At 50.2% G+C, this 21,185-nt stretch carries 21 protein-coding genes and 1 riboswitch; of the genes, 5 read left to right on the forward strand and 16 right to left on the reverse strand.

Features of this window, described 5'->3' with window-relative positions:
* Positions 1–2 precede the first annotated feature (2 nt).
* Both MKY86_RS25260 and MKY86_RS25265 read right to left on the reverse strand, forming a co-directional pair.
* Entirely contained in the window at positions 3–665 is a 663-nt protein-coding gene (locus MKY86_RS25260) for a GntR family transcriptional regulator (RefSeq protein WP_076081615.1), read from the reverse strand.
* Between the two features lie 273 nt (positions 666–938).
* On the reverse strand, positions 939–1,676 hold the full coding sequence (locus MKY86_RS25265; protein ID WP_340827569.1) for a hypothetical protein: 738 nt from the start codon (positions 1,674–1,676) through the stop codon (positions 939–941).
* A gap of 341 nt (positions 1,677–2,017) precedes the next feature.
* On the opposite strand from MKY86_RS25265, the gene MKY86_RS25270 reads away from it, so the two are divergent.
* Positions 2,018–2,566, forward strand: coding sequence for an RNA polymerase sigma factor (locus tag MKY86_RS25270; RefSeq protein WP_076081613.1), 549 nt, complete (start codon positions 2,018–2,020; stop codon positions 2,564–2,566).
* 277 nt (positions 2,567–2,843) lie between these two features.
* Here MKY86_RS25270 and MKY86_RS25275 read toward each other — a convergent pair whose 3' ends face one another.
* Positions 2,844–3,329, reverse strand: coding sequence for a hypothetical protein (locus MKY86_RS25275; RefSeq protein WP_076081611.1), 486 nt, complete (start codon positions 3,327–3,329; stop codon positions 2,844–2,846).
* A 280-nt stretch (positions 3,330–3,609) separates the two neighbouring features.
* Here MKY86_RS25275 and MKY86_RS25280 point away from each other — a divergent pair, with 280 nt between their 5' ends.
* Positions 3,610–5,025 (forward strand): hypothetical protein, encoded by a 1,416-nt coding sequence (locus MKY86_RS25280; protein WP_076081609.1) that lies wholly within the window; start codon positions 3,610–3,612, stop codon positions 5,023–5,025.
* A 167-nt stretch (positions 5,026–5,192) separates the two neighbouring features.
* On the opposite strand, the gene MKY86_RS25285 is transcribed toward MKY86_RS25280, so the two are convergent.
* A complete protein-coding gene (locus MKY86_RS25285; protein WP_076081607.1) occupies positions 5,193–5,552 on the reverse strand; it encodes a HesB/IscA family protein in 360 nt (119 codons plus the stop codon).
* A gap of 381 nt (positions 5,553–5,933) precedes the next feature.
* On the opposite strand from MKY86_RS25285, the gene mqnE reads away from it, so the two are divergent.
* Both mqnE and MKY86_RS25295 read left to right on the forward strand, forming a co-directional pair.
* Positions 5,934–7,040, forward strand: a complete 1,107-nt coding sequence (mqnE, locus tag MKY86_RS25290; RefSeq protein WP_036722008.1) for an aminofutalosine synthase MqnE — start codon at positions 5,934–5,936, stop codon at positions 7,038–7,040.
* A gap of 78 nt (positions 7,041–7,118) precedes the next feature.
* Positions 7,119–8,180 carry an NAD(P)/FAD-dependent oxidoreductase gene (locus tag MKY86_RS25295; protein WP_036722010.1) on the forward strand — a complete coding sequence of 354 codons (1,062 nt, stop codon included), beginning with the start codon at positions 7,119–7,121 and terminating at the stop codon, positions 8,178–8,180.
* A 26-nt stretch (positions 8,181–8,206) separates the two neighbouring features.
* Here MKY86_RS25295 and MKY86_RS25300 read toward each other — a convergent pair whose 3' ends face one another.
* Positions 8,207–8,461 (reverse strand): YuzB family protein, encoded by a 255-nt coding sequence (locus tag MKY86_RS25300; RefSeq protein ID WP_063829082.1) that lies wholly within the window; start codon positions 8,459–8,461, stop codon positions 8,207–8,209.
* Between the two features lie 82 nt (positions 8,462–8,543).
* Here MKY86_RS25300 and MKY86_RS25305 point away from each other — a divergent pair, with 82 nt between their 5' ends.
* A complete protein-coding gene (locus MKY86_RS25305) occupies positions 8,544–8,792 on the forward strand; it encodes a NifU family protein (protein ID WP_036701687.1) in 249 nt (82 codons plus the stop codon).
* A gap of 183 nt (positions 8,793–8,975) precedes the next feature.
* Here MKY86_RS25305 and MKY86_RS25310 read toward each other — a convergent pair whose 3' ends face one another.
* From MKY86_RS25310 to MKY86_RS25360, 11 genes are all read right to left on the reverse strand, one after another.
* On the reverse strand, positions 8,976–9,851 hold the full coding sequence (locus MKY86_RS25310; protein ID WP_036722014.1) for a MetQ/NlpA family ABC transporter substrate-binding protein: 876 nt from the start codon (positions 9,849–9,851) through the stop codon (positions 8,976–8,978).
* A gap of 58 nt (positions 9,852–9,909) precedes the next feature.
* Positions 9,910–10,569, reverse strand: a complete 660-nt coding sequence (locus MKY86_RS25315; protein WP_036722016.1) for a methionine ABC transporter permease — start codon at positions 10,567–10,569, stop codon at positions 9,910–9,912.
* Entirely contained in the window at positions 10,569–11,585 is a 1,017-nt protein-coding gene (locus tag MKY86_RS25320; protein ID WP_076081603.1) for a methionine ABC transporter ATP-binding protein, read from the reverse strand. Before MKY86_RS25320 ends, MKY86_RS25315 begins: the two co-directional genes overlap by 1 nt.
* A 100-nt stretch (positions 11,586–11,685) precedes the next feature.
* A riboswitch (SAM riboswitch) is annotated at positions 11,686–11,821 on the reverse strand.
* A 92-nt stretch (positions 11,822–11,913) separates the two neighbouring features.
* Entirely contained in the window at positions 11,914–12,660 is a 747-nt protein-coding gene (locus MKY86_RS25325; RefSeq protein WP_076081601.1) for a Cthe_2314 family HEPN domain-containing protein, read from the reverse strand.
* 27 nt (positions 12,661–12,687) lie between these two features.
* Positions 12,688–14,460, reverse strand: a complete 1,773-nt coding sequence (locus MKY86_RS25330; protein WP_076081599.1) for a UbiD family decarboxylase — start codon at positions 14,458–14,460, stop codon at positions 12,688–12,690.
* 61 nt (positions 14,461–14,521) lie between these two features.
* A complete protein-coding gene (locus MKY86_RS25335) occupies positions 14,522–15,457 on the reverse strand; it encodes a COX15/CtaA family protein (RefSeq protein WP_143803801.1) in 936 nt (311 codons plus the stop codon).
* Positions 15,458–15,565: 108 nt separating this feature from the next.
* Complete coding sequence (locus tag MKY86_RS25340) at positions 15,566–15,910, reverse strand: thioredoxin family protein (protein ID WP_036722030.1); 345 nt, start codon at positions 15,908–15,910, stop codon at positions 15,566–15,568.
* A 114-nt stretch (positions 15,911–16,024) separates the two neighbouring features.
* Positions 16,025–17,653, reverse strand: a complete 1,629-nt coding sequence (locus MKY86_RS25345; RefSeq protein WP_076081595.1) for a putative polysaccharide biosynthesis protein — start codon at positions 17,651–17,653, stop codon at positions 16,025–16,027.
* 26 nt (positions 17,654–17,679) lie between these two features.
* Entirely contained in the window at positions 17,680–18,165 is a 486-nt protein-coding gene (locus MKY86_RS25350; protein WP_076081593.1) for a DUF456 domain-containing protein, read from the reverse strand.
* Between the two features lie 19 nt (positions 18,166–18,184).
* Complete coding sequence (locus tag MKY86_RS25355) at positions 18,185–18,964, reverse strand: Cof-type HAD-IIB family hydrolase (RefSeq protein WP_076081591.1); 780 nt, start codon at positions 18,962–18,964, stop codon at positions 18,185–18,187.
* Positions 18,965–19,057: 93 nt separating this feature from the next.
* The gene (locus MKY86_RS25360) at positions 19,058–21,172 is read right to left on the reverse strand and encodes a peptidoglycan D,D-transpeptidase FtsI family protein (RefSeq protein ID WP_076081589.1); all 2,115 of its coding nucleotides are present in this window, start codon (positions 21,170–21,172) and stop codon (positions 19,058–19,060) included.
* Positions 21,173–21,185 lie beyond the last annotated feature (13 nt).

Below are 21,185 nucleotides of genomic sequence, written 5' to 3' on the forward strand. Positions count from 1 at the left end.
TTTTACGTATGTTCAATTCCTCTAATCCGCTCCAGCGCAGTCGCGAGGCTGCTTAAGATATGCTCCCGCATTGCCCGCTCCGCCCCCTCTTCATCCCTGGCTATGATCCTCTGCAGAATCACAAGATGCTCCTCATCCGCCTGCGTATTCCAGTCCCCGTGCAGAGAGACATAACGGCAATACCGGAGGGAACGGTCTCTTAGCTGGTTCAGCACCTTCTCAAAAGTCTTCAGCCCGCTGATCTCCCACAAGTAATCATGGAATTCGAAGCCATAGGATACCACATCCTGCTGATCCCCCATCTGGAAGGATTGCTTCAGCTTCTCCAGAATCAGCGTTAACCGCTGAATATCCTTGATGGTAGCGTTTCTGGCAGCGCTTCTGGCGATATGGCCTTCAAGCATGCTGCGGATCTGGAAGATCTCTTCGACCTCCTTGATCGTTAAGGGAGCTACCCGTAGCCTGCCGTTGGGCTGGCGCACCAGGAAATCCTCATTCTCCAGCCGCTGAATCGCTTCTCGTAACGGAGTCCGGCTGACCCCGAGCAGTGCCGCCAGGCTCTCTTCGTTAACCGCCTGATCCGGCTCCAGCTCGCTATCTATTATTTTTTGCTTAAGTGAATAGTAGGTATTATCCTTCGACAATCTTCGTGAACGCATTTCCATAGAATTTATGGCTCCTCGCTATCAGTTTGCGGGTCGCTTTAACGGTAATATTGTTAACTGTATAATTGTATACAATTATTAAAGATAAGAGAGATTCAAGATAAAATGAAAGTATCTGTTGAAAATCTCTCGGTGCAATCAAGCTTTTTTCATACTATAATCCTATTATACCCACTAGTCAAGTATGTTTTATAGGGGAATTAATAATCGGCACGAATTGGACAAATAAATAACCCTCCTACACCTAATAGGTGTGGAGGGCTATTCACCTTACTAAAGTTCAAATACTATCTCATCACTTGCCTCACCCATCTTGAACGGGTGACTGTATTCTTTGAACCTAAATTGAATTCCTGAAATCTCATCAGGTAAGGGTGGAGAGACTACATATTTATATGATGCATGATCTGATCTGCTTCCACCATTAATCATTCGGCAATCATATTGGTCATTAATATATAGTTCGTAATGGCTATGCTGATGAGAATTGGAGTCCATTTTCGGCTCATCGTCCCAATCTATATTTAGTGTTAATACACTTGCATTACTGTATTGTCGTAAGGACGTTAGAGTATAGAAACACTCCCCTTTCACGACTGATTTCAGAATTGCAATGTGTTGTCTAAATCCGGCTGGTTCGATCATTGGTTTAAATTGTTTTTCATTCATCATACTTCCAAATAACGACATCAAGAATCCTTCATAAAGCCCAAGTTCCTCTGACCATTTAGAAATATACTCAAACGGAGGAAATCCTGGATTATTATCCGAGACTTCCTTTCTCTTCTTGATCAAAGAGCAAATTTCTTGATCGATATCAATAATCCGTTCATCATAATGCTCTGTTGGGCGTTCAAATGGCATTCGTATCATTTTTACCCTCCTCATAGCTCCATTAATTATTCCATCACCATATTTTAACATATGATGGTTTAATTCAACACTAAACAACCTCCTGACCGAATTCCCCAATACCTTTCTTTTTGTGAAAAGAAGAGCCACAGGTGGCATTCACACCTACACCTCCTTATTTTTAGTATTACCTATACAGCATTGGAGGTGTGCGTTTTTTTATCTCCAAAAGACACTTTTTTATAAAAAAATACCAAATAAAAAAATATTAAATACCCAAAACCTACTTCAGAAGAAAATTCATTTCATCTATGCATTAAGCAAATAAAACCTCTTAAAGAAGCTCCTTTCTATATTACGATTAAAGTTTACAAATCTTTACCTTTTCTACCATATTTATTTGGTGTCAGGTATAATGGATATGTTAAAGTTGATAATATTTTCCACTAAATCCTGGCATGAAAAGAACCCTTCAACACAAAATTGGGAGGAGTGTACCAATGATGGAGAAGAATTGGTTTGATTTATTGTGCAGGCCGTATGAGGAATTGGAAAAAGACCAACAGGAGAGCATCTACAAAAGATATCGTATTTTTATTTATCCCTATCTATATGCCCTACTTCCCGATCACTCACTTACTGAAGATCTGATTCATGAAAGCTTTTTAAAAATTTCATCAAGAGCACCACAGCTACAATCCATGCGGAATATTCCTGCTTGGATCAAACGTGTTGCTTATACTACCGCAATTGATTTTATAAGGAAGGCAAATAAAGAAGCTGAAATTTTTAACGCCCTCATTCCTCTTTATGAAACTTCAAATGGCTTTTCTGTAGAAACGGTATTAGAAAAAAAATGGCTGCATGAGGAATTGTATGATGCCATCGGAGAATTACAAAATAACCACCGTACAATGGTAGAAATGTTTTATTTGGATGGGAAAAGTTGCAAGGAAATTGGCGCAATCGTGGACATAACGGAATCCGCTACCTTAAAGAGATTGCAAAGAGCTAGAAATCATCTTCGACAGCTTATATCACAGAATTAAATTCAGTTATTTTTAGAAGAAAGTACCCAATGTTACATTGGTGGATATATATTCGGCCAGGATAAACGGCAAACCCTTGGCCTAGACCTTGCGGTCTCCCTTAAGATCAACGATGAGCGCTTGAGTCTATTTTCATAAAATCAAGGTTCCCAAAAAAATCAGCTCATTTCCGTAGTTAAACGGATGTTTTGCACATAAAGAAAAGCGCCGATGCTCCCAAGGCGGGGCGGCGCTTTATTTACTGTGGAGAGGGCTATCGAGGACCATGAGCTTGCCTTTAGTCGCTTACCTGAATAGACTTTCGAGCCGTTTCTATTTTGTAGACCTCATTCTTTCCTCCGCCTTTAACCGAAAATTCTGCAATTGCGGAAATCTCGTAGGTGCCCGGTTTTTTAATCCGGTATTGAGATTTTTCTGAAATGACAGCCCCCTTCGGCATTGAAGTTGTAAGTCCAATATCTTTTCTTGCAATCGAATTAATCACCTTGCCGTTACTGTCCCGTACAACATAGTAAAATGCCGTGCTTCCCGTTGTAATCTCCAGATCCCGTCCAGTTTCATTTTTCAACTCAGCAGAAATAACAAATTCCTGATTTGCTTTCACCTGCTTCGGAATAGAGATCTGAACTGAAAAAGGTTCACTTTTCACGTTTTCTGAGGCAGATGGCGTGGGACTCGCCTTGGCAGCTATGGATTCATTCGGTTCCGAAGAATGATACAAAATTACGGCCATCAAAAGGAGAACAATCAGCTTGTTCAACATAAACACCTCCAACCTAATTGACGTCACGACAGATGGTTTTGTTTCGCTAAAATGGGTATGAATTTTAAAAAGAGATGTCAGGTTTCGCCTTAAACCATCGTTATATATTCAGTAGCCCCATATAGGAGAGTGAACTGCAACTTGATCTGCATCGGCTACAATCCGGGAGTTGTTGCAGAGCGCAAAATTAAAAGGAAGGGAGAATCGAGTCATTATCTACCGTCCGCTTTGCCACATTTCCCAATCACCCCATTTCAATACGAAGGGATGTTGATGAGGAATGTTTGTAAGAAAGTATATACTCCCTGTTTTCCTGGCAGCTTTACTCCTTTGCAGTTCAATCACTTCTGTACATGCAGAAGGAAGCTCTAATGCTGAAGCAAAGGCTTTTTTCGGAACAATCTCCGAAATCCAGGCTGCCACGCAAAAACAAAATGAATTGAACGAGATTCCGTATCCGATAGAATTGAGCACTCCTCCAGAACAATTAAAGAACAGCAAAGTTCTTGCCGATTATGTCGAGAAACAGCGGGTGAAAGCAGACTTACCGACCATTAAGAAACTAATTGAAAATGATCCCTCCCGTTTCTCGGGCCACTATTACGATGCGGATACCGGAATGGTAACCGTTCAGATCACGGAAGATTCGGAATCTTTGAAGGCATTAATAAGAAAAACCTCAAAAAACGGAGATAAAATAAAATTTGAAGTAACAAAATACTCGTGGTCGGATATTACTGAAGCGAAAGAAAAAATCAAAAAAACAGTCAAACCGGGAACAGTACTTGCGCTCATACCGGATACAATGAACAATAAGCTTATTATCGCCTTAGACGAAAAATCCAGCACTCAATCGAAGCAAGCCGTTTCATCACTGTTCCTTGAAAAATCAGAATCAGATATGCTTGTCTACTCAGCATTGCCCGCCTCCGCATTTAAAACGGAATCCGATGATACACATTGGGGCTCCACCATACCCATGGGCGCAAAAATCGGTGGCAATTACCGTCCACACCCAACGATACCAAACGCATTGGCCATGGGTAGCTGTACAAACGGATATTTTGGCGTAAATGCTGCTGATAAAGATGTAATGGTGACTTCTGGTCATTGCCAAACAGTAGGTACGGTTAGTGCATGGTATCAGCCGACATGGGACACGAATTCGATAGGGGATTTCACATTCAGGACTACATCTCCCGGTGACGGTTCGGCAGGGGCTTCCGATTCCGGATATATTACTTTAAATTCTGGATTTTCACCATGGGCACGGGTACCGTACCCTTCTTCAACCAATATGGCTATGATAACTGGTACCTACGTAACCGATACGGTTGGGGATACAATCTACATGAGGGGCGCAAATAGTGGAGCAACGACTTCTGGCACGATCAAATATTCAAATGTTGATATTTGGTGGGGCTCAGATGGTTATGGCTATAACACTAACGAAGTCCTTGCCTCTGGCTACACCTCAGTAGGAGGGGATAGCGGCGGGCCAGTATTAACTAATTATGCTTATAACAATAATCTTTCTGGCTGGACTTTCAAACTGGCAGGAACCCATACAGGATCGCTAACAATAGACCAGGACTTGGCGAGCGGTATTAAAGCAGGCACCTATAAAGTATACGAGGCGTTGTGGTCAACATTTTCTGATTTAGGTCTTACTGGACTTTATCTCATTTCTCCATAATCGACTCCCCGACAAAAAGCCGCAGAATCCTGTGTCTAGGATCTGCGGCTCTTTGTTGTGTATGGCCATGTGGGTTTCTAATAAGTACAGTTTGCACCATACACAATTAAGAGGTCTAGAAAGCCGCAATCCACGCTTACCTTATCAATAATTCAGCATTCACAAGCTTAGCAAGGCTCCGCCGCAGGATTCCCCGCTTCTTCCTTCGTACGGAACGAGGAGCCACAGCCACAGGTGGCGCTGGCGTTGGGATTATTGATGGTGAAGCCGCCGGTCATGCCGGATTCCTCGAAGTCGATCTCCAGGCCATTGAGGTAACGGATATCGTCTTTGCTGACGACCACCTTCAGACCTGCAACGTCCATGTAGATGTCCTGCTCAGTCTCGGTATCATCGAAGCCCATAGCGTAGGAGAATCCGCTGCAGCCCCCGGCGGTTACGCCCAGACGGAGAAACATATCCGGCACTTCCTGCTCTGCAAGCATAGCCTTAATTTGGCCTGCCGCTGTCTCACTTATGTTAATCATAATAACAACCTCCTTGAGTATCATTGTATTAGAATCAAGCAGCCTTCAGGCTGTACGTAATGAAATCAATGCCTTGCTTGAGAAAATAATGAGTATGATGTATATCATTTTCAACGGCTCTTTCAATCAGTATACTCCACTATTCTTCTGCCCTCAAGTCGTAAACCGGGCGAAGGTAAGCGATTTGTCCCGGAAGACCTGCCGCTTCTGGCGGTTGCTCACCCTACGGGAGAAGTTTATAATGAGAAAAGCGATAAATTTTCGAAAAATTGTCACGGGGGTTGCAGTTAACCTCTATTTATAATGCCGGCTGTTGCCGGATATTCTCAGGTACACGATTATGCGATGCAATTGCCTCGCCAACCTTCAGGAGGAACTTATATGTCTACCCTTATTACACCCCACACAGATGCCCGGATGGCGAACATCATTGAGAAGGTTCGCGGCGGAGAACGATTGAATTTGGAAGACGGCGTTTATTTATATGAGAGTAACGATCTCTTAACGATCGGACAGCTGGCTAATGAGGTCAATCTGCGAAAGAACGGGAATAAAGTCTATTTTATCGAGAACATGAGTCTATATTTCACCAATGTCTGCGAATCCCGCTGTGCCTTTTGCAATTTCCGCAAGGATGAAGGCGAAGAAGGGGCCTACACCCTCTCCGGCCAGGAGATGGTGGAGTATGTACAGCAGCATATTCATCCCGGCGTGCGCGAGTTCCATATTGTAGGCGGGCATAATGATAATGTGCCCTTCCAGTACTATGTTGATTCGCTGCAGGCTCTGAACGAGCATTTCCCCGAAGTGACTCTCAAGGCCTATACAGCGGCAGAAATCGACTTCTTCACCCGCATCAGCGGACTTAGTATCCGTGAAGTGCTGGAGCAGCTGCGCGCCGCCGGACTGAAGACCCTTACCGGAGGAGGGGCAGAGATTCTGTCTGACCAGTACCGCAAAAAAATGCGCGTCGACAAAGCCAATGTCGAGGAATATCTCGAGGTGCACCGCACCGCCCATCACCTTGGCATGAAGACCCATACCACGATGCTGTACGGGTCGATTGAGTCCCGCGAAGACCGCATCCGCCATATGCTGCAAATTCGTGACCTGCAGGACGAGACCGGCGGTTTCATGGTATTCATTCCGCTGTCCATGCAGCCTAAGAACAAGAATGCAGGCATTATGCGCCGCAACTCCGCAAATGAGGATCTGAAGACCATTGCCGTCAGCCGCCTGATGCTGGACAATTTCGATCATATCAAGGCCTACTTCATTAATATCGGGCCCCAGTTGACCCAGGTTGCCCTGAACTTCGGCGCTTCCGATGTGCACGGAACGATCCTGAAGGAACGGATCAGCCACGCTGCCGGCGCGCTGACACCGGAGGGCTTGACCCGGGATGAGCTGATCTGGCTCGTGAAGGGCGCAGGACGGATTCCTGTAGAACGGGATACCTTCTATAACGAGATCAAGGTATACGAATAAGAAAAGAACAAGCTTACCTCAGCCAGTGAACACAGAACTGCCTTGTCCATTATGTACCCGAAAGGAAGATCAGTTGGCATGAGAACCCTACTTGTCTTGGGCGGCGGCTACGGCGGTCTTGCCCTCATTCAGCAACTGCTGGATAATCATCTTCCTCCTGATGTGGAAATCATCCTGGTGGACCGGATGCCGTATCAGGGGATCAAGACCGAATATTATGCACTGGCCGCAGGCACCGCCACCGATTACCATCTGCGGATTCAATTCCCGGTACACCCCCGCCTGACCGTACGTTACGGGCAGGTGGGTTCCATTGATCTGGAGAGCAGGCTGGTCCTGCTCGATTCCGGGGAGCCGGTAGCCTATGATATCCTGGCGATTGCCCTCGGCTGTACGGATAATTACCATAACATTCCGGGTGCCGAGGAATACACCTGCAGTATTCAGAGCTTCGCCGGAACCCGGGAAACTTACCGCCGGCTGAACGATGTGAAGCCTTATGGAACCGTCAATATTGTCGGCGGGGGACTGAGCGGCGTAGAGATTGCCTCTGAGCTGCGGGAGAGCCGGCCGGATCTGAATATCTCTCTGATGGACCGGGGAGAACGTATTTTATCTTCTTTTCCGGCCAAGCTGTCCAGGTATGTCGAGGAATGGTTCAGTGAGCATCAAGTGGAGACGATTGGCGGGGTGTCGGTCTCTCATGTCGAGAAGGATGCCATCTTCAATGGCACCCAAGCTATTCCGGCGGATGTGACGGTATGGACTGCCGGTATTCAACCCGTGAAGGTCGTGCAGCAGCTGGAGCTTCCGAAGGACCGTGGAGGCAGGCTCATTGTGGGGGAATATTACAATATCGCTGAATATCCGGAGGTCTATGTGATCGGGGACTGTGCCAGCCTGCCCTTCGCGCCCAGTGCACAGGCGGCGGGTGCCCAGGGCGAGCAGGTGGGACAGATATTACAGGCGTTATGGCGGGGGGAAACCCCGAAGCTGAATAAGATTAAGCTGAAGGGAACCCTCGGTTCACTCGGTAAAAATGCCGGCTTCGGCCTGATGGGCCGCCGCTCCGTCATGGGCCGGGTTCCGCGCCTGCTGAAGAGCGGCGTCCTGTGGATGTCCAAACGCCATTTCGGCTAAAGAATCCCGGCTTGAATCCAGGCGGCTTAGTCTATCTCCAGGTTGTCCCAGGCCTCTGCCTCTCGTATAGCGGCTTCTATGGCCTCTTCCAGAGCAGCGGGGGAATCAGCCTCAATGATCTCCCCGTCAACCATGGCGAACGGCTGGAGATAACACTCTCCGCAGTTGTTCAGACAGCCGTACTCCACTACATCATATTCAGGGTTTTGCTCCAGCTTAAGCTTGAGCGGTTCAGTGCCGTGGCCGATGTTGCTGGCACAGAATTCAATAATTGGTCTCATGATGATCTCCCTATTCTGCCTTAACCATTTTATTTTTTAACTTTTTGTACTATAATAAACATACGAAAGGAGTGATTGAGAAATGAGTGAGAATGTACAAAGCGCAACCATGTACGATGAAGTACTGGAAGTCCTTGATAAACTTCGTCCGTTCCTGCAGCGCGATGGCGGTGACGTGGAACTGATTGATGTTGAAGACGGCATCGTTAAGCTGAAGCTTATGGGTGCATGCGGCAGTTGCCCAAGCTCCACGATCACGCTGAAAGCCGGGATCGAACGCGCCCTGATTGAAGAAGTAGAAGGCGTGGAAGAAGTCGTTCAGGTATTCTAATCCCGTTTCATAAACCATCCCGGCCTCCGCTAAGAGGCCGGGATTTTTTTTATTATAGAGGATTTCGTCTGCAGGATCAACCACCCGACTATTCAAAGAAGACCAGAAGCCGCTCCGCCAGCCATTTCTGACTACGGGCTTCTTCTGGTCTCATTAGATGATTCAGCTTCCATAGGTTTAAGCTTAGAATGCCGGAATAATTGCTCCGTCATATTGCTTTTCGATGAATTCCTTCGCTTCCGGGGAAGTCAGCGCTGCTGCCAGCTTCTGAATGGCATCGGAATCCTTATTGTCAGGACGGGCTACCAGCAGGTTAGCATACGGGGAATCTCCGCCTTCGATGAACAACGCATCCTTCGTAGGAGACAGCTTGGCATCCAGTGCGAAGTTGGTGTTGATCAGCGCCAGGTCCACTTCATCCAGCTGACGGGGCAGCATGGCTGCATCCAGCTCAATGATGTCAAGCTTCTTAGGGTTCTCGGTGATATCCGCTTTGGTGGAAGCAATATTGGTGTCATCCTTCAGCTTGATCAGACCGTTCTTCGCCAGCAGAATCAAGGCACGGCCTCCGTTCGTTGCATCATTCGGAATCGCAACCTTCGCACCTTCTGCCAATTCATCGATCGATTTGATCTTTTTGGAATAGGCGCCAAATGGCTCTACATGAACAGCAGTTACAGATACGAGATCTGTGCCGTTCTTGGTGTTCTGATCATCCAGGTAAGGCTTGTGCTGGAAGAAGTTCGCATCGAGCTGCTTCTCGGCAAGCTGTGTATTGGGAAGAATATAATCTGTGAATTCTTTGATCTCCAGCTTAATGCCTTGGGCTTCAAGCAGTGGGGCAATTGCTTTGAGGATCTCCGCATGCGGTACAGGAGAAGCACCAATCACCAGGGTTACCGGGTCCGCAGCAGGCTCTGTAGTCGGCTCTGCAGCAGCCGCTTCTGTAGGTGCCGTTGTCGCAGCAGAATTCGTGGTGTTATTCGCCTTGTTGTTTCCGCAAGCGGCAAGCACCAATATCAAGGTCAGGCTGAAGAATGTAAGCAGTACTTTTTTCATCTGTAAATCCCCCTCTAATCCATATGGTTTATTGAATAAGGCTATATGTGGACGTACCTTATTTCCGTGTAAAATGTCTTACCAGCCGGTCACCGGCCATTTGCAGCAGCTGCACCAGAATCACCATTAGCGCTACCGAGATAAGCATGACTTCCTTCTCATAGCGGTAATATCCGTAGCGGATCGCCAGGTCACCCAGTCCGCCGCCGCCGATCATTCCGGACATTGCGGTATACGAGACAAGGGTCACAACAGTAATGGTTACACCGGCAAGCAGACCCGGACGAGCCTCCGGCAGCAGCACGCGCATAACGATCTGCCCGGTGGACGCTCCCATGCCCTGCGCCGCTTCAATAATTCCCCGGTCAACCTCCCGCAGTGCCGTCTCCACCAGTCTGGCGAAGAATGGCGCCGCGCCGATCACCAGTGCCGGAATCGTTCCAAGCACACCAATCGAAGTGCCCATAATGGCCTTGCTGAACGGAATCAGGGCAACCATCAGAATGATAAAAGGAACCGAACGCAGGATATTCACAACGAAGGATAATACCGAGTAAACCACCCTGATAATAACGTTATTTGACTTGCCCCATAAATATAACACAATTCCTAGCGGTAAACCAAGGATTATTGTAAATATTCCTGAAATAGCGATCATTTTGAGTGTAGCAATCGTAGCTTCCAGCATTTCTTCCCAATTGATTGTGCTAAAGTCCATTACAAAATCACCTCCACATCAAGACCTTGCGCTATGAGCTCAGTGAGCGTGGCTTCAACCGCACCCTCAGGTCCTTCGAACCGGACGATCAGCTGGCCGTAAGGAACATCCTTGATTGTAGAGATGGTGCCATGGAGAATGGCGAAGTGAACCCCGGTTCCCTGAACCACCTGTGAGAGCGTCGACCCGTAAGTCTTTTGCCCCAGAAAAGTGATTTTGACCGACTTCGTGTAACCTGGCTGCACAGCATCAATCGCTTGCCGGAGCGGTCCGTCCGACTGGGTCTCACTGCGGATGAATTCTTTGGTCACCTCATGCTTCGGCTTCAGAAAGACCTCGGCCACTTCACCCTGCTCCACAATACCGCCGCCATGGATCACGGCAACACGGTCGCAGATGCTCTGAATCACATGCATTTCATGGGTAATCAGCACGATGGTCAGATGGAATCTGCTGTTGATATCCATCAGCAGACGCAGAATGGAGTCTGTGGTCTGCGGATCAAGCGCCGAGGTCGCCTCATCGCATAACAGAACATCCGGATCACTTGCCAGCGCCCGGGCGATTCCGACACGCTGCTTCTGTCCGCCGGATAGCTGAGCCGGGTACTTATTCCAATGCTCCTCCAATCCGACCAGGGCGAGCAGTTCCTTAACCTTTTGTTCAATCTCGTTCCTTCCGGCTCCGATCAGCCGCAGCGGAAACGCGATATTATCATAGACTGTAGCCGATGAGAGCAGATTGAAATGCTGAAAAATCATTCCGATCTTACGCCGCTGCTCCTGCAGCTGTCCCTGGCTGAGCGCTGTCAGCTCGACACCGTCCACCCACACCTCGCCCGCAGTCGGACGTTCCAGCAGATTAATGCAGCGGATCAGCGTGCTTTTGCCGGCCCCGGAGTGACCGATCACCCCGAAGATTTCCCCCTTCTTAATCGACAGGCTCAGCGCAGAGAGTGCAGTTGCCTGCTTATTGCCTTTGCCATACACCTTGGTTATATCCTTCAATTCTATCAACCGCTGCGTCCCCCTTCTGTTCTAGCTTCCATCATTGCAAAAAAGACCCCCTACGATCCATGCAGATCGCAAGAGGCCCTGTGTGTATAATGACAATGCCTTCTCATCTGCCAAAACCCCCGAATCCGGCGGCATTGTAGGAATTAGCACCATGACATTTGGATGCAGCGTAAGGCTGTATTCAAACCGGTTGCCGGGCTTCATCGGGCCTATCCCTCCGCCGCTCTCGATAAGATCATAGTATGAAGTTATAGATTCCGTATCCTGTCAGAAGTTAATGTATGCCTAAGTATAATTCAGTTTCGAGATTTTTGTCAAAGGTAAGTTTTTACGGACGGGCTTGTCCGGATTTCGGGCTTGGGGCCGCTTTGTTCTTGTGCCATTGTTCATTCCCGTAGCTGTATGCGGCGGCCAGTGATTGGCATACCATCTCCAGGCTCTGCTTCAAATCCTCCAGGTGGCTGTCGAGATCCTCCAGACGAATCTTGTCATGCAATCCCTGGTGACGCTGCCAGAGGTCGTCGGTCATCTCCGCGTTCATGTAATGGATCTCAGCGTTGCGCCGCTTGCGCAGATTCTCCACCGGCTCCCGGTAGGAATTCCTGATTCGCTCCAGCTTCTCCGCCAGCGGATGATGCGGGTGAAGCAGTTGAAATTGCCTCAGCACCGTGAAATAAGAGAAATGCGTCTTCACCTTGCCTGTATTGAGATTGTACAGATTATTCAGCACCGTGCCCAGCTTGTCCAGCAGCGAGAAGACACGGATGAAGCCATCCTTGTAGAAATACACATATCTGGCGTACTCCCCCTGCTCTGTGGACGACATGTCGTCCATATAACCGGCTATCACTGACTTCCGGAAAAAGGCTGCTGCGAACCAGCTCTGCTCCAGCTCATCCAGAGAGGAGATCAGGCCGCGTGTCCAAATTTCCAGCTTGCGGTATTCATGGTCATGGTCTTCATGTGCCGCCATCTCCTTGCGCAGCATGGAGGCTGCCTTCGCCATGGACTCCATAGCTTCAGCCAGCACACCGCTGTTCACACGTGGCGGCTCTCCAAGTAACGTCCGCAGCATATTTTGCCCCCCCCTTAAAATTCACTTCTACGCTAGAGGAAAATAACGGTTCCAGTTAAGGCCTACCCGCTTCGCAATGTCCTCGCTCGGAGCCAGCTCCTCCGGGTATCCCGGCTTCATCCGGGCATCTATAATGATTGGCAGCGTATAGCTGACACTGCCCCTGTGTACCCCAGCCGCTGAATAAATATCATCCGCCGGATTGAAGCGGGTAAATACGGTCCACAGGAAGGAGGTCTGCGTGCTTACCGCCTCTTCCGCCTGATCCACCAGCACAATCAGCGGCCAGGCGGTCTCCCTCTCCTTGAAGGCAGCCACCAGCCGCTCCGGCAGTTCCGGGTCCTCTTCATAGGATGCACCGGAAACGGCTAAACATCCTCCGCAATAAGGCACAGCGGCGGTGATTGATGGAAGCAGACCCTCTGTATAAGTCCTTGGCAACTGACGGACCGGGCTGCCGATGCCCGCCATCACCGCCTTACTGCCATGATTCAGCTTACGTCCGGTATAATCCAGTGTATCCATGGAGGTATTGGCAAAGATGGTCAGATCCGACTGGGGGTTGAAGCGCTCAAGCACCGTTTCCAGTAGCTTGGGGAAATCGGTAAGCTCCACCTGTACATTTGTCAGCAAGAGGAATTTGGTTAAGGAGAGCTGGCCTTCCCCCAGAATCCGAAACGCTGACACCATATACTCACGGGGATAGCTCTCCCTAACGACCGCTGAGGTCAATGAGTGCGAACCGGATTCGGAGTAGGACCAGAGCGCTTTGACCGAAGGAATCAGCATAGGATAGGCTGGAGCGAGCAGCCGCTGCAAATAATCCTTCAGATAATAATCCTCCTGGCGCGGCTTGCCGGTGATGGTCGCCGGGTAGATGGCGTCCTTGCGGTGCCACATGCGCTGAACATGCATGACCGGGAAATCATGCTGCATGGAATAGTAGCCGGACTGGCTGCCGTAAGGCCCTTCCGCTCTCCGCTCCAGCGGAGACACGCGTCCCCGGATGGAGAATTCCGCCTCAGCCGGAATCCAGTGCCCGCCCAAGGGGTCCTGCACCATGGGAAGCTTGCCGCCCAGCATCAGCGAAGCCAGCATCAGCTCCGGAATCCGTTCCGGCACCGGTGCCACTGCCGCTGCAATCAGGGCCGGCGGCCCGCCGATGAAGACAGACACCGGCAGGGTCTCGCCGAGAAGCTCTGCCTGCGAGTGATGGAAGCCGCCGCCCTTGTGAATCTGCCAGTGGATGCCTGTGGTGCTGTCGTCATACATCTGAATCCGGTACAGTCCGAGATTATGATCTTTGGGGTTGGTGATATTCTCCGTATAGACCAGAGGAAGCGTGATGAACGCCCCGCCGTCCTTAGGCCAGGCCGTAATCCGGGGCAGCTCCTTCAGCGGATCACTGCTGCTGCAGACGCCGAGTACCGGAGCCTCTCCTTGCGGTATATTCTTGGTTCCTGCCCTCAGCAGCTCCAGCAGCACCGTCTTCTCCCGCCATATGCCGGCGCCTGAAGGCGGAATCAGCTGATCGATCGCCGTTGTCAGCGACTTCAGCAGCTGCTCCGGTCTTGTCCCAAAGGCCTTGTTGACGCGCTGAACTGTACCGAACAGGTTCGTAGCGACCGGGAACGGTGTTCCTTGCACGTTCGTGAACAGCAGTGCCGGGCCTTCCTCCTCCACCACCCGGCGGTGAATTTCGGCAAGCTCCAGATAAGGATCAACAGGGGTATCTATCACTGCCAGATCCTTATCCCTGCGGAGCTGCTCAATCCATTGTCGTAAATTACCGTATCGCACTATAGTGTTCCTCCTCAAACAGGACCTTATGCTTATCCCGTCCACCGTTGCCGTTACCTTATCACTTGCTGCCCCTGCCGGCTCCGCTTAACTGCCAGACCCTTACACTCATGTAGCACAGAACCCCAAAGAGTCCGGAGATCAGCACGATATGAGACAACGCAGCAAATATGTACAATCTTTCATTATTTAATGTGTATACCACTGCGGCTCCGCTGAATACCTGCATCAGGCATAACAGAACTGCCGCTACTCCCAGAGCCCTCAGCTCCGGCAGCTCCTTATGCTTCCAGAAGGCCAGATGCCCAAGTATAGCCGTCAGCAGGAACAGAATTGCCGCCGCCATCCGGTGCATGAATACGATCCCTACTCCGCCGCTTATCTCCGGAATCCATTGCCCGTTACACAGCGGCCAGCCGGAGCACCCGCCCTGGGAGCTGGTATGGCTTACGTAGGCTCCAATGTAGACAACGATATAAGAATATACTGCAGTAACCCAGGTTAAGTTGCGGAAGGCTGGGTGGACTTTGGGACTTCCTGTGCTGAATTCCGCTCCTGGAGCGAATGTCCGTCTGGTCCCAAGCGCCAGCATCAGCGAACCGGCAAAGGCAATCAGTGAGAAGCCCATATGCAGGGCCATGACCGCAGCCGACTGCGACTTCACTACTGCAAGCGCTCCCATCCCGCCTTGAACGATGACGAAGATCAGGGTCAGCAGGGCATAGGCCAGCAGATCTCTGCGGTGCCTGGCATAACGCCAGAAGGCAACCATCGAAGCCAGGGACAGCAGGCCAGCCAGGCCGCTGAACAAGCGGTGGGTATATTCAATCAGAGAGCCGATGGTGTAAGCCGGAATCAGCTTCCCGTGGCACAGCGGCCACTGATTTCCGCATTCCAGTCCCGAGCCGGTCTTCGTCACCACAACCCCGCCAAACAGCGCCATGAACATAATGAGACAGGTCAGATAGCTGAGCCATTTTAATTGAAGTGTCGTCAATAGTATCACCCGTATTGTATAGGAATGAGTATGAAACATATAAATGCTTATATGATTAGAAAAAAAGCACCGCTTCTGCTCGGATAGGGCGAAAGCGGTGCTGCGGAATTACTTGTGAATGCTGAGATAAACGTCCAGCGCCGTATCAAGAAACTTCTCGATTTCCTCCCGGGACTTCCGGAGCTTGTTCACAAACCGGACCAGTTCCCGTCCATCGGTGTACGCGACAAAGCTTGGAATGCCCAGTATATTCTGTTCCTGGCTGACATCGCCTACGGCATCAACATCCACTTCGACCAGGGTAAGACGCTCTGCATATTTCTGTTCCACATCCGGCATGAACGGATCAATGAATTTGCAATCCACACACCAATCTGCCTTGAAGACTGCCACCGTCAGGCGCGGAGACTGAATTGCCACCTGGAACTGGGCAGGCGAGCTGATTTTGTCCATTTATTGACCATTCCCTTCTATCAGAAAATTACACAAGAAGCTTGCTCTTTAAGTGAAGCAAAATGTACGGAATAAGTCAAACAATAATGACAAATCAAGACAATAGTCATATCATTATTCACCGGAACGTACACGGGCCGGCTGCAATTTCATTAAAGGACCCAGCAGCTTGCGCAGCGGACGGGGATAACCGGCAATCTCCTGGCTGCTGAGTACACCCAGAATGATCAGGAGAACCAGATACACAATCACGACTGCCGCTCCAACCACCAGACAGGTGATCAGGAAGGCCAGACGGGCCGGCATCAGATCAGTCATCAACAGGCCTGCTTCATTCAGACCATAGCCGATGCCGGCCGAGGCCAGAACCGCAATGGAGAAGCCTCCCCAGCGTTTGCCGAGAATGGAGAAGGGTACGATTTTTTTGAGCATCCGCAGATTCAGCAGTGTAATGACAATGAAGCACAATGCCGTAGAGCCGATAATGCCGTAGATGCCGAACCACTGGCTGAACAAGAAGTTAGAACCAAACTTCACGAGGATACCAACAAGTACATAATACATCGATATGCGCGATTTGCCCATTCCAAGCAGGATCGAGTTGGTAGTCATCATCGTAATCTGGAAAATGGTACCCAGCGTCAGCATCGCCACAATGCCGCTTCCATCGAGTGTTTTGAACAAGAGGCCATTCACAGAATAAGCAGCCACGACCAGTGAGAGCACAACCGGTGTGCCGGTCAGAATGGATACCCGCATGGCGAGTGTGACCTGACGCTGCAGGTGCTGTTCATCTTTGCGGGCGAAGGCGGCAGATATAATCGGAATCAGCGATGCACTGAGAGCGATCGACAAGACCGGAGGAATCCCGGCCACACTCTGTGCCCGGCTGCCGAAGATCCCCAGCGTCCACGTAGCTTCCTTCAAGCCGATTTGTCCGCTAAGCAGCGGAACAATAAAGGTAGTATCAATGAAGTTCACTACAGGCACCGTAACGGAAGACAATACAATGGGTATGGACAGCTTAAAAATATCCTTGTAAATCTTCAGCAGCGGGATACGGGCCTCACTCGATTCATATAATGCAACCTTCTCCTCGCTGCGGCGCAGCTTCATGGCATAATACAGCATCACACCGAAGGCGCCGATACTGCCGAGCACACTCCCGAAGGAAGCGCCTGCTGCCATCCAGGTGTTGCTGTAACCCTGGCGCAGCAGAATGAATGCAAGCAGAATGGCCGTGGATACCCGGGCAATCTGCTCGACAATCTGTGAGATGCCGCCGGCCATCATATTGTTACGCCCCTGGAAATACCCGCGCATCATCGCGATCGCGGGGAATAGCAGCAGCGCCGGGGCAATCGCCCGTATGGCCAAGGTACTCTCGGGAACCTTGCTGGATTCCGCATAATAAGGAGCAGCTATGTAGAGCGCCACACTCATAAGCACACCAACCACAGCCGCAAAAATCAGCGCCGCCCGGTACACCTGCTGTGCTTCCTGCGGGCGGTTCAGCGCATAGCGCTCGGACACCATTTTACTAAGTGTACTGGGAATTCCCGCTGTCGCCAGCGGCAGCAGCAGCAGATACACGTTGTTGGCTTGTGTAAACGCAGCGTTACCGACTTCATTGAATAAATGCTCCAGCGGCACCCGCTGGGCAAGCCCGAGAACACGGGCCACCAGTGCGGCTGCCGCCAGAATTAGTGTGCCTTTGACAAAGGATTCTTTCTTGGTGGACAAACGTTTTCGCCTTCTTCACAATAAATTTAGTAACGTCCGATCCAGATAAAGAAGAGGACGATCATCACAATCTGCAGAATAATCTTGACGACTGTGCTGCTGAACAGCCCGAGCAGAGCGCCGAAGCTGACCTTAACCGCTTTACCTGCCTTCTCGCCAGCAATCAGCTCGCCGATGAAAGCACCCAGGAACGGGCCGATCAGCAGGCCGAACGCCGGAATCAGAAACGGGCCGACAATCAGACCGATGGTGCTGCCGATCACGGAGGCGCGGGAGCCGCCGAACTTCTTGACGCCCCAGGCCCCGACCACGTAGTCGGCAACGAACAGAACGACAACGATCAGGGTCTGGGCAATCCAGAACCAGGGACCGAAGGAGTCGAAGGAGAAAAACCAGCCATATACGAAGAAGGCCAGATAAATCGCAAGCGCCCCCGGCAGGATCGGATATACCGCCCCCGCCAGCCCGATTGCGAACAAAGAAATGATCAGAATCCAGCCCAGAATTGTCAATTCCCTCAACTCCTTAATCTTAAGCTCGCTTGGATATGCGTCCGGCCGGGGTTCCGGCCTCTGTCAGGATGTACTTCCGGATCACTTCCGCGATCCCGTCTTCGTTATTCGTAGCTACTACCGCATCCGCTTCCTGCTTGACAGCTTCCTGGGCGTTACCCATGGCCACTCCGAAGCCGGACTGTTGGATAGCCGCCAGATCGTTGAGGCTGTCGCCTACGGCAACAACCTGGGACATGTTAATGCCGAGCAACTTGCATACTTCAAGTATGCCTGAAGCCTTATTGACGCCAAGCGGATTAATCTCCAGGTTGAACGGCGAGGAGTTGGTGATCTCCAGCCCGCCCAGCTCCTGCAGGCGCATCAGCAGCTTATGACGGATATCGTTATCCTCGGTGGAATAGCCGAATTTCAGCCATTCCCTGCTGTCAATCTCCCCGTCCCAGCTATCCCGGTTGTACACTTCATCTACGGAGTAGGCCCAGAACCAGATATCGAATTCTTCAGCGATCTTGTGCATCTCCCGGACCAGTTCAACATCCATCAGGGACCGGCGATACAGCTCATGAGGCGTACGCCAGACTTCACTTCCGTTGACCATAATCATCGGAGTGTTCAGGCCAAGCTGTTCAGCATACGGCATCGCACTGCGCGAGGAGCGTCCGGTAGACAGGCAGACATGTACGCCGGCTTCCATCGCTTTTTTGATCCATTCCACGGTAAGCGGGGTAATCTTCTGTTCGTCGTTCAGTAGGGTTCCATCCATATCCAATGCTAACAGGCGGTATTTGGCAGTCATTTGCCACCCCTCCATTCTTGGTTGCTCTTTCGTTTGAAGGCAACCGTATATTTGGTATTACGCAGATCCATCTCCTACTCAATTATAATATCATCAGTTTGTTGCAGGAGTATTATCGGAACTGTCACCGGAAGCAGCGCCGTCATTTGAGTTCGCTGTTTTCAGGCTTTTCTTAGGCACACCGTCCAGTCCGTACTCCCAATCATAAGCATCGAAAATTTTACGCGCAACCGGAGCGGCACTGTTGGAGCCGAATCCGCCTTCCGGAATGACCACAGCCACCGCTAACTTAGGATTATTACGCGGGGCGAAGGCAATAAATACCCCGTTATCGCGTAATTGCCCTTTTCCCAGCTGCTGTGAGGTCCCTGTTTTACGGGCAAAATCATAAGGGAAATCTGCGAATGCGGAGACCTTACTGTTCATGCCCTTTTTAATCTCTCTCCAATAGGACTTGTCAAAGGTCGTCACTTCATCCAGCACCTCGCGCTCAAACTTCTTGACCACCTTGCCCGATGAATCCGTAATCTTGCTGACAAGCTGCGGCTTGATCCGCACCCCTTCATTAGCAAGCGTAGAGGCATATTGGGCTAACTGCAGCACCGTATAACGGCCCTGCTGTCCGAAGGAGGCATAGACCAGTGCGGCTTGCGCACTGCCCGCTGCCTTAGTATCTGTGTAGTTGATCTGTCCCAGGTATTCATTAGGCAGACCGCTCTGCGTAGATACGCCCAGGCCGAATTCCTTCATATACTTATCCCAGATATTAATCCCCTCACCCTTGTAATGCTCATAAAGCTTCTTACCGATCATATCCACCATGAACACGTTGGAGGAATCTTCAATCGCCTTAGCCGGACCCATCCGGCCGTATACGTGACCCGAGGAATTTCGGACAGAGGATTTATCATCCTTACCGAAATAGGCAATTCCTTTGTCAGTGTACGTAGAATTAATGCCGAAGAAGCCTTCATTCAGACCAATCAGCACCGTCAGCGGCTTAATGGTGGAACCGAGCAGTACCGTGGAACCAAATCCATGACCGGATAGGCCGGAAGAATACGGGGTGATCGTCCCGTTCTGGTAATTGCCCATGATCTTGTTCCATGTATCTGAATCCAGCTTCTCCGCTGTCCAGACATTGGTATCATAATCCGGCATACTGGCCATGGCCACAATATTGCCGGTATCGACCTCCATCGCCACGGCGTAGCCTGTCTTGGCGTCAGGATGAGTCTTACCCTGTACAGAGTTGCGGTGCAGCCAATTAATTTGTTCGGTGATGGCCTGCTCCGTCTTAAGCTGAACATTCTTGTCAATGGTCATCCAGATGTCATTACCCTTGACAGGCGGCACAACCTCTTCCACCTTCTCGGCCATGTTCTGCGGATTCACCGAGATGACCTGATAGCCGTTCTTGCCGCGCAGCTCCCGCTGATATTGCAGCTCCAGGCCGTCGAAGCCAACGAATTCATCGTCTTTATAATTCAGGCCGGGATCTGCGCCGATCTTCTTCATGGCGCTCTGAATATTCTTGTAGATGTTGAGCGTATTGGAGGATTTGAAGGGCTTGATATACCCGACCGTCTGCACGGCTACGGTATCCTTGTCGTAATGACGTACACCTTCTTCCACGATCTCAAGGCCGGGGAATTCGCTTTTGTGCTCCATGAAATAAGCGATTTCCTTGGTGGTCAGACCGGATTTGATCTTGCGGGCCATATAGCCCGAATATTTCTTGAAATATAAATCCAGAGAATTAATCACTTCATTAACGGTCAGCTTCTCGCCGTTCGGGTCGCCATATTCGTCAAATTTCGCAACCAGATTATTTGCCAGCGCATACGCATTGGCTCTTGCCTCCGGCTTCAGCGAGCTGATCCCCGTCTCCTTGTCCACCGCCTTGGCTGTATATTCCTTCGTAAGCGTAACATACAGCGTTTGAACGGAGGTAGAGTAGGCAATTTGCTCGCCTGCGGCTGCGCGGATGCCTCCACGGATGGAGGCGAGAGGGACACTTTTGGTATCCCGGCTGGTCTCCACCTCGGTAAGCGTCGGTCCCTCAACGAATTGAATAACTGCGAGACGAATAATAATCACACAAAAAATGACAAACGTGCTGAAGAAAAACACGTTAAGCCGCAGGCCAAGCGAGCTCTTGCTGTCCTTCTCTTCCGGGGGGGAGGCCTGCTTTCGGAAAACACCCACAGCTTTTCACTCC

The sequence above is a fragment of the Paenibacillus sp. FSL R7-0333 genome, from assembly GCF_038000365.1.
Lineage (GTDB): Bacteria > Bacillota > Bacilli > Paenibacillales > Paenibacillaceae > Paenibacillus_AQ > Paenibacillus_AQ silagei.

Bases quoted from the DNA above. Each gene is read 5' to 3' on its own strand.
- MKY86_RS25260 (WP_076081615.1), bottom strand. From the start codon at position 665: ATGGAAATGCGTTCACGAAGATTGTCGAAGGATAATACCTACTATTCA.
- MKY86_RS25265 (WP_340827569.1), bottom strand. From the start codon at position 1,676: ATGCCACCTGTGGCTCTTCTTTTCACAAAAAGAAAGGTATTGGGGAAT.
- MKY86_RS25270 (WP_076081613.1), top strand. From the start codon at position 2,018: ATGATGGAGAAGAATTGGTTTGATTTATTGTGCAGGCCGTATGAGGAA.
- MKY86_RS25275 (WP_076081611.1), bottom strand. From the start codon at position 3,329: ATGTTGAACAAGCTGATTGTTCTCCTTTTGATGGCCGTAATTTTGTAT.
- MKY86_RS25280 (WP_076081609.1), top strand. From the start codon at position 3,610: ATGTTTGTAAGAAAGTATATACTCCCTGTTTTCCTGGCAGCTTTACTC.
- MKY86_RS25285 (WP_076081607.1), bottom strand. From the start codon at position 5,552: ATGATTAACATAAGTGAGACAGCGGCAGGCCAAATTAAGGCTATGCTT.
- mqnE (WP_036722008.1), top strand. From the start codon at position 5,934: ATGTCTACCCTTATTACACCCCACACAGATGCCCGGATGGCGAACATC.
- MKY86_RS25295 (WP_036722010.1), top strand. From the start codon at position 7,119: ATGAGAACCCTACTTGTCTTGGGCGGCGGCTACGGCGGTCTTGCCCTC.
- MKY86_RS25300 (WP_063829082.1), bottom strand. From the start codon at position 8,461: ATGAGACCAATTATTGAATTCTGTGCCAGCAACATCGGCCACGGCACT.
- MKY86_RS25305 (WP_036701687.1), top strand. From the start codon at position 8,544: ATGAGTGAGAATGTACAAAGCGCAACCATGTACGATGAAGTACTGGAA.
- MKY86_RS25310 (WP_036722014.1), bottom strand. From the start codon at position 9,851: ATGAAAAAAGTACTGCTTACATTCTTCAGCCTGACCTTGATATTGGTG.
- MKY86_RS25315 (WP_036722016.1), bottom strand. From the start codon at position 10,569: ATGGACTTTAGCACAATCAATTGGGAAGAAATGCTGGAAGCTACGATT.
- MKY86_RS25325 (WP_076081601.1), bottom strand. From the start codon at position 12,660: ATGCTGCGGACGTTACTTGGAGAGCCGCCACGTGTGAACAGCGGTGTG.
- MKY86_RS25340 (WP_036722030.1), bottom strand. From the start codon at position 15,910: ATGGACAAAATCAGCTCGCCTGCCCAGTTCCAGGTGGCAATTCAGTCT.
- MKY86_RS25355 (WP_076081591.1), bottom strand. From the start codon at position 18,964: ATGACTGCCAAATACCGCCTGTTAGCATTGGATATGGATGGAACCCTA.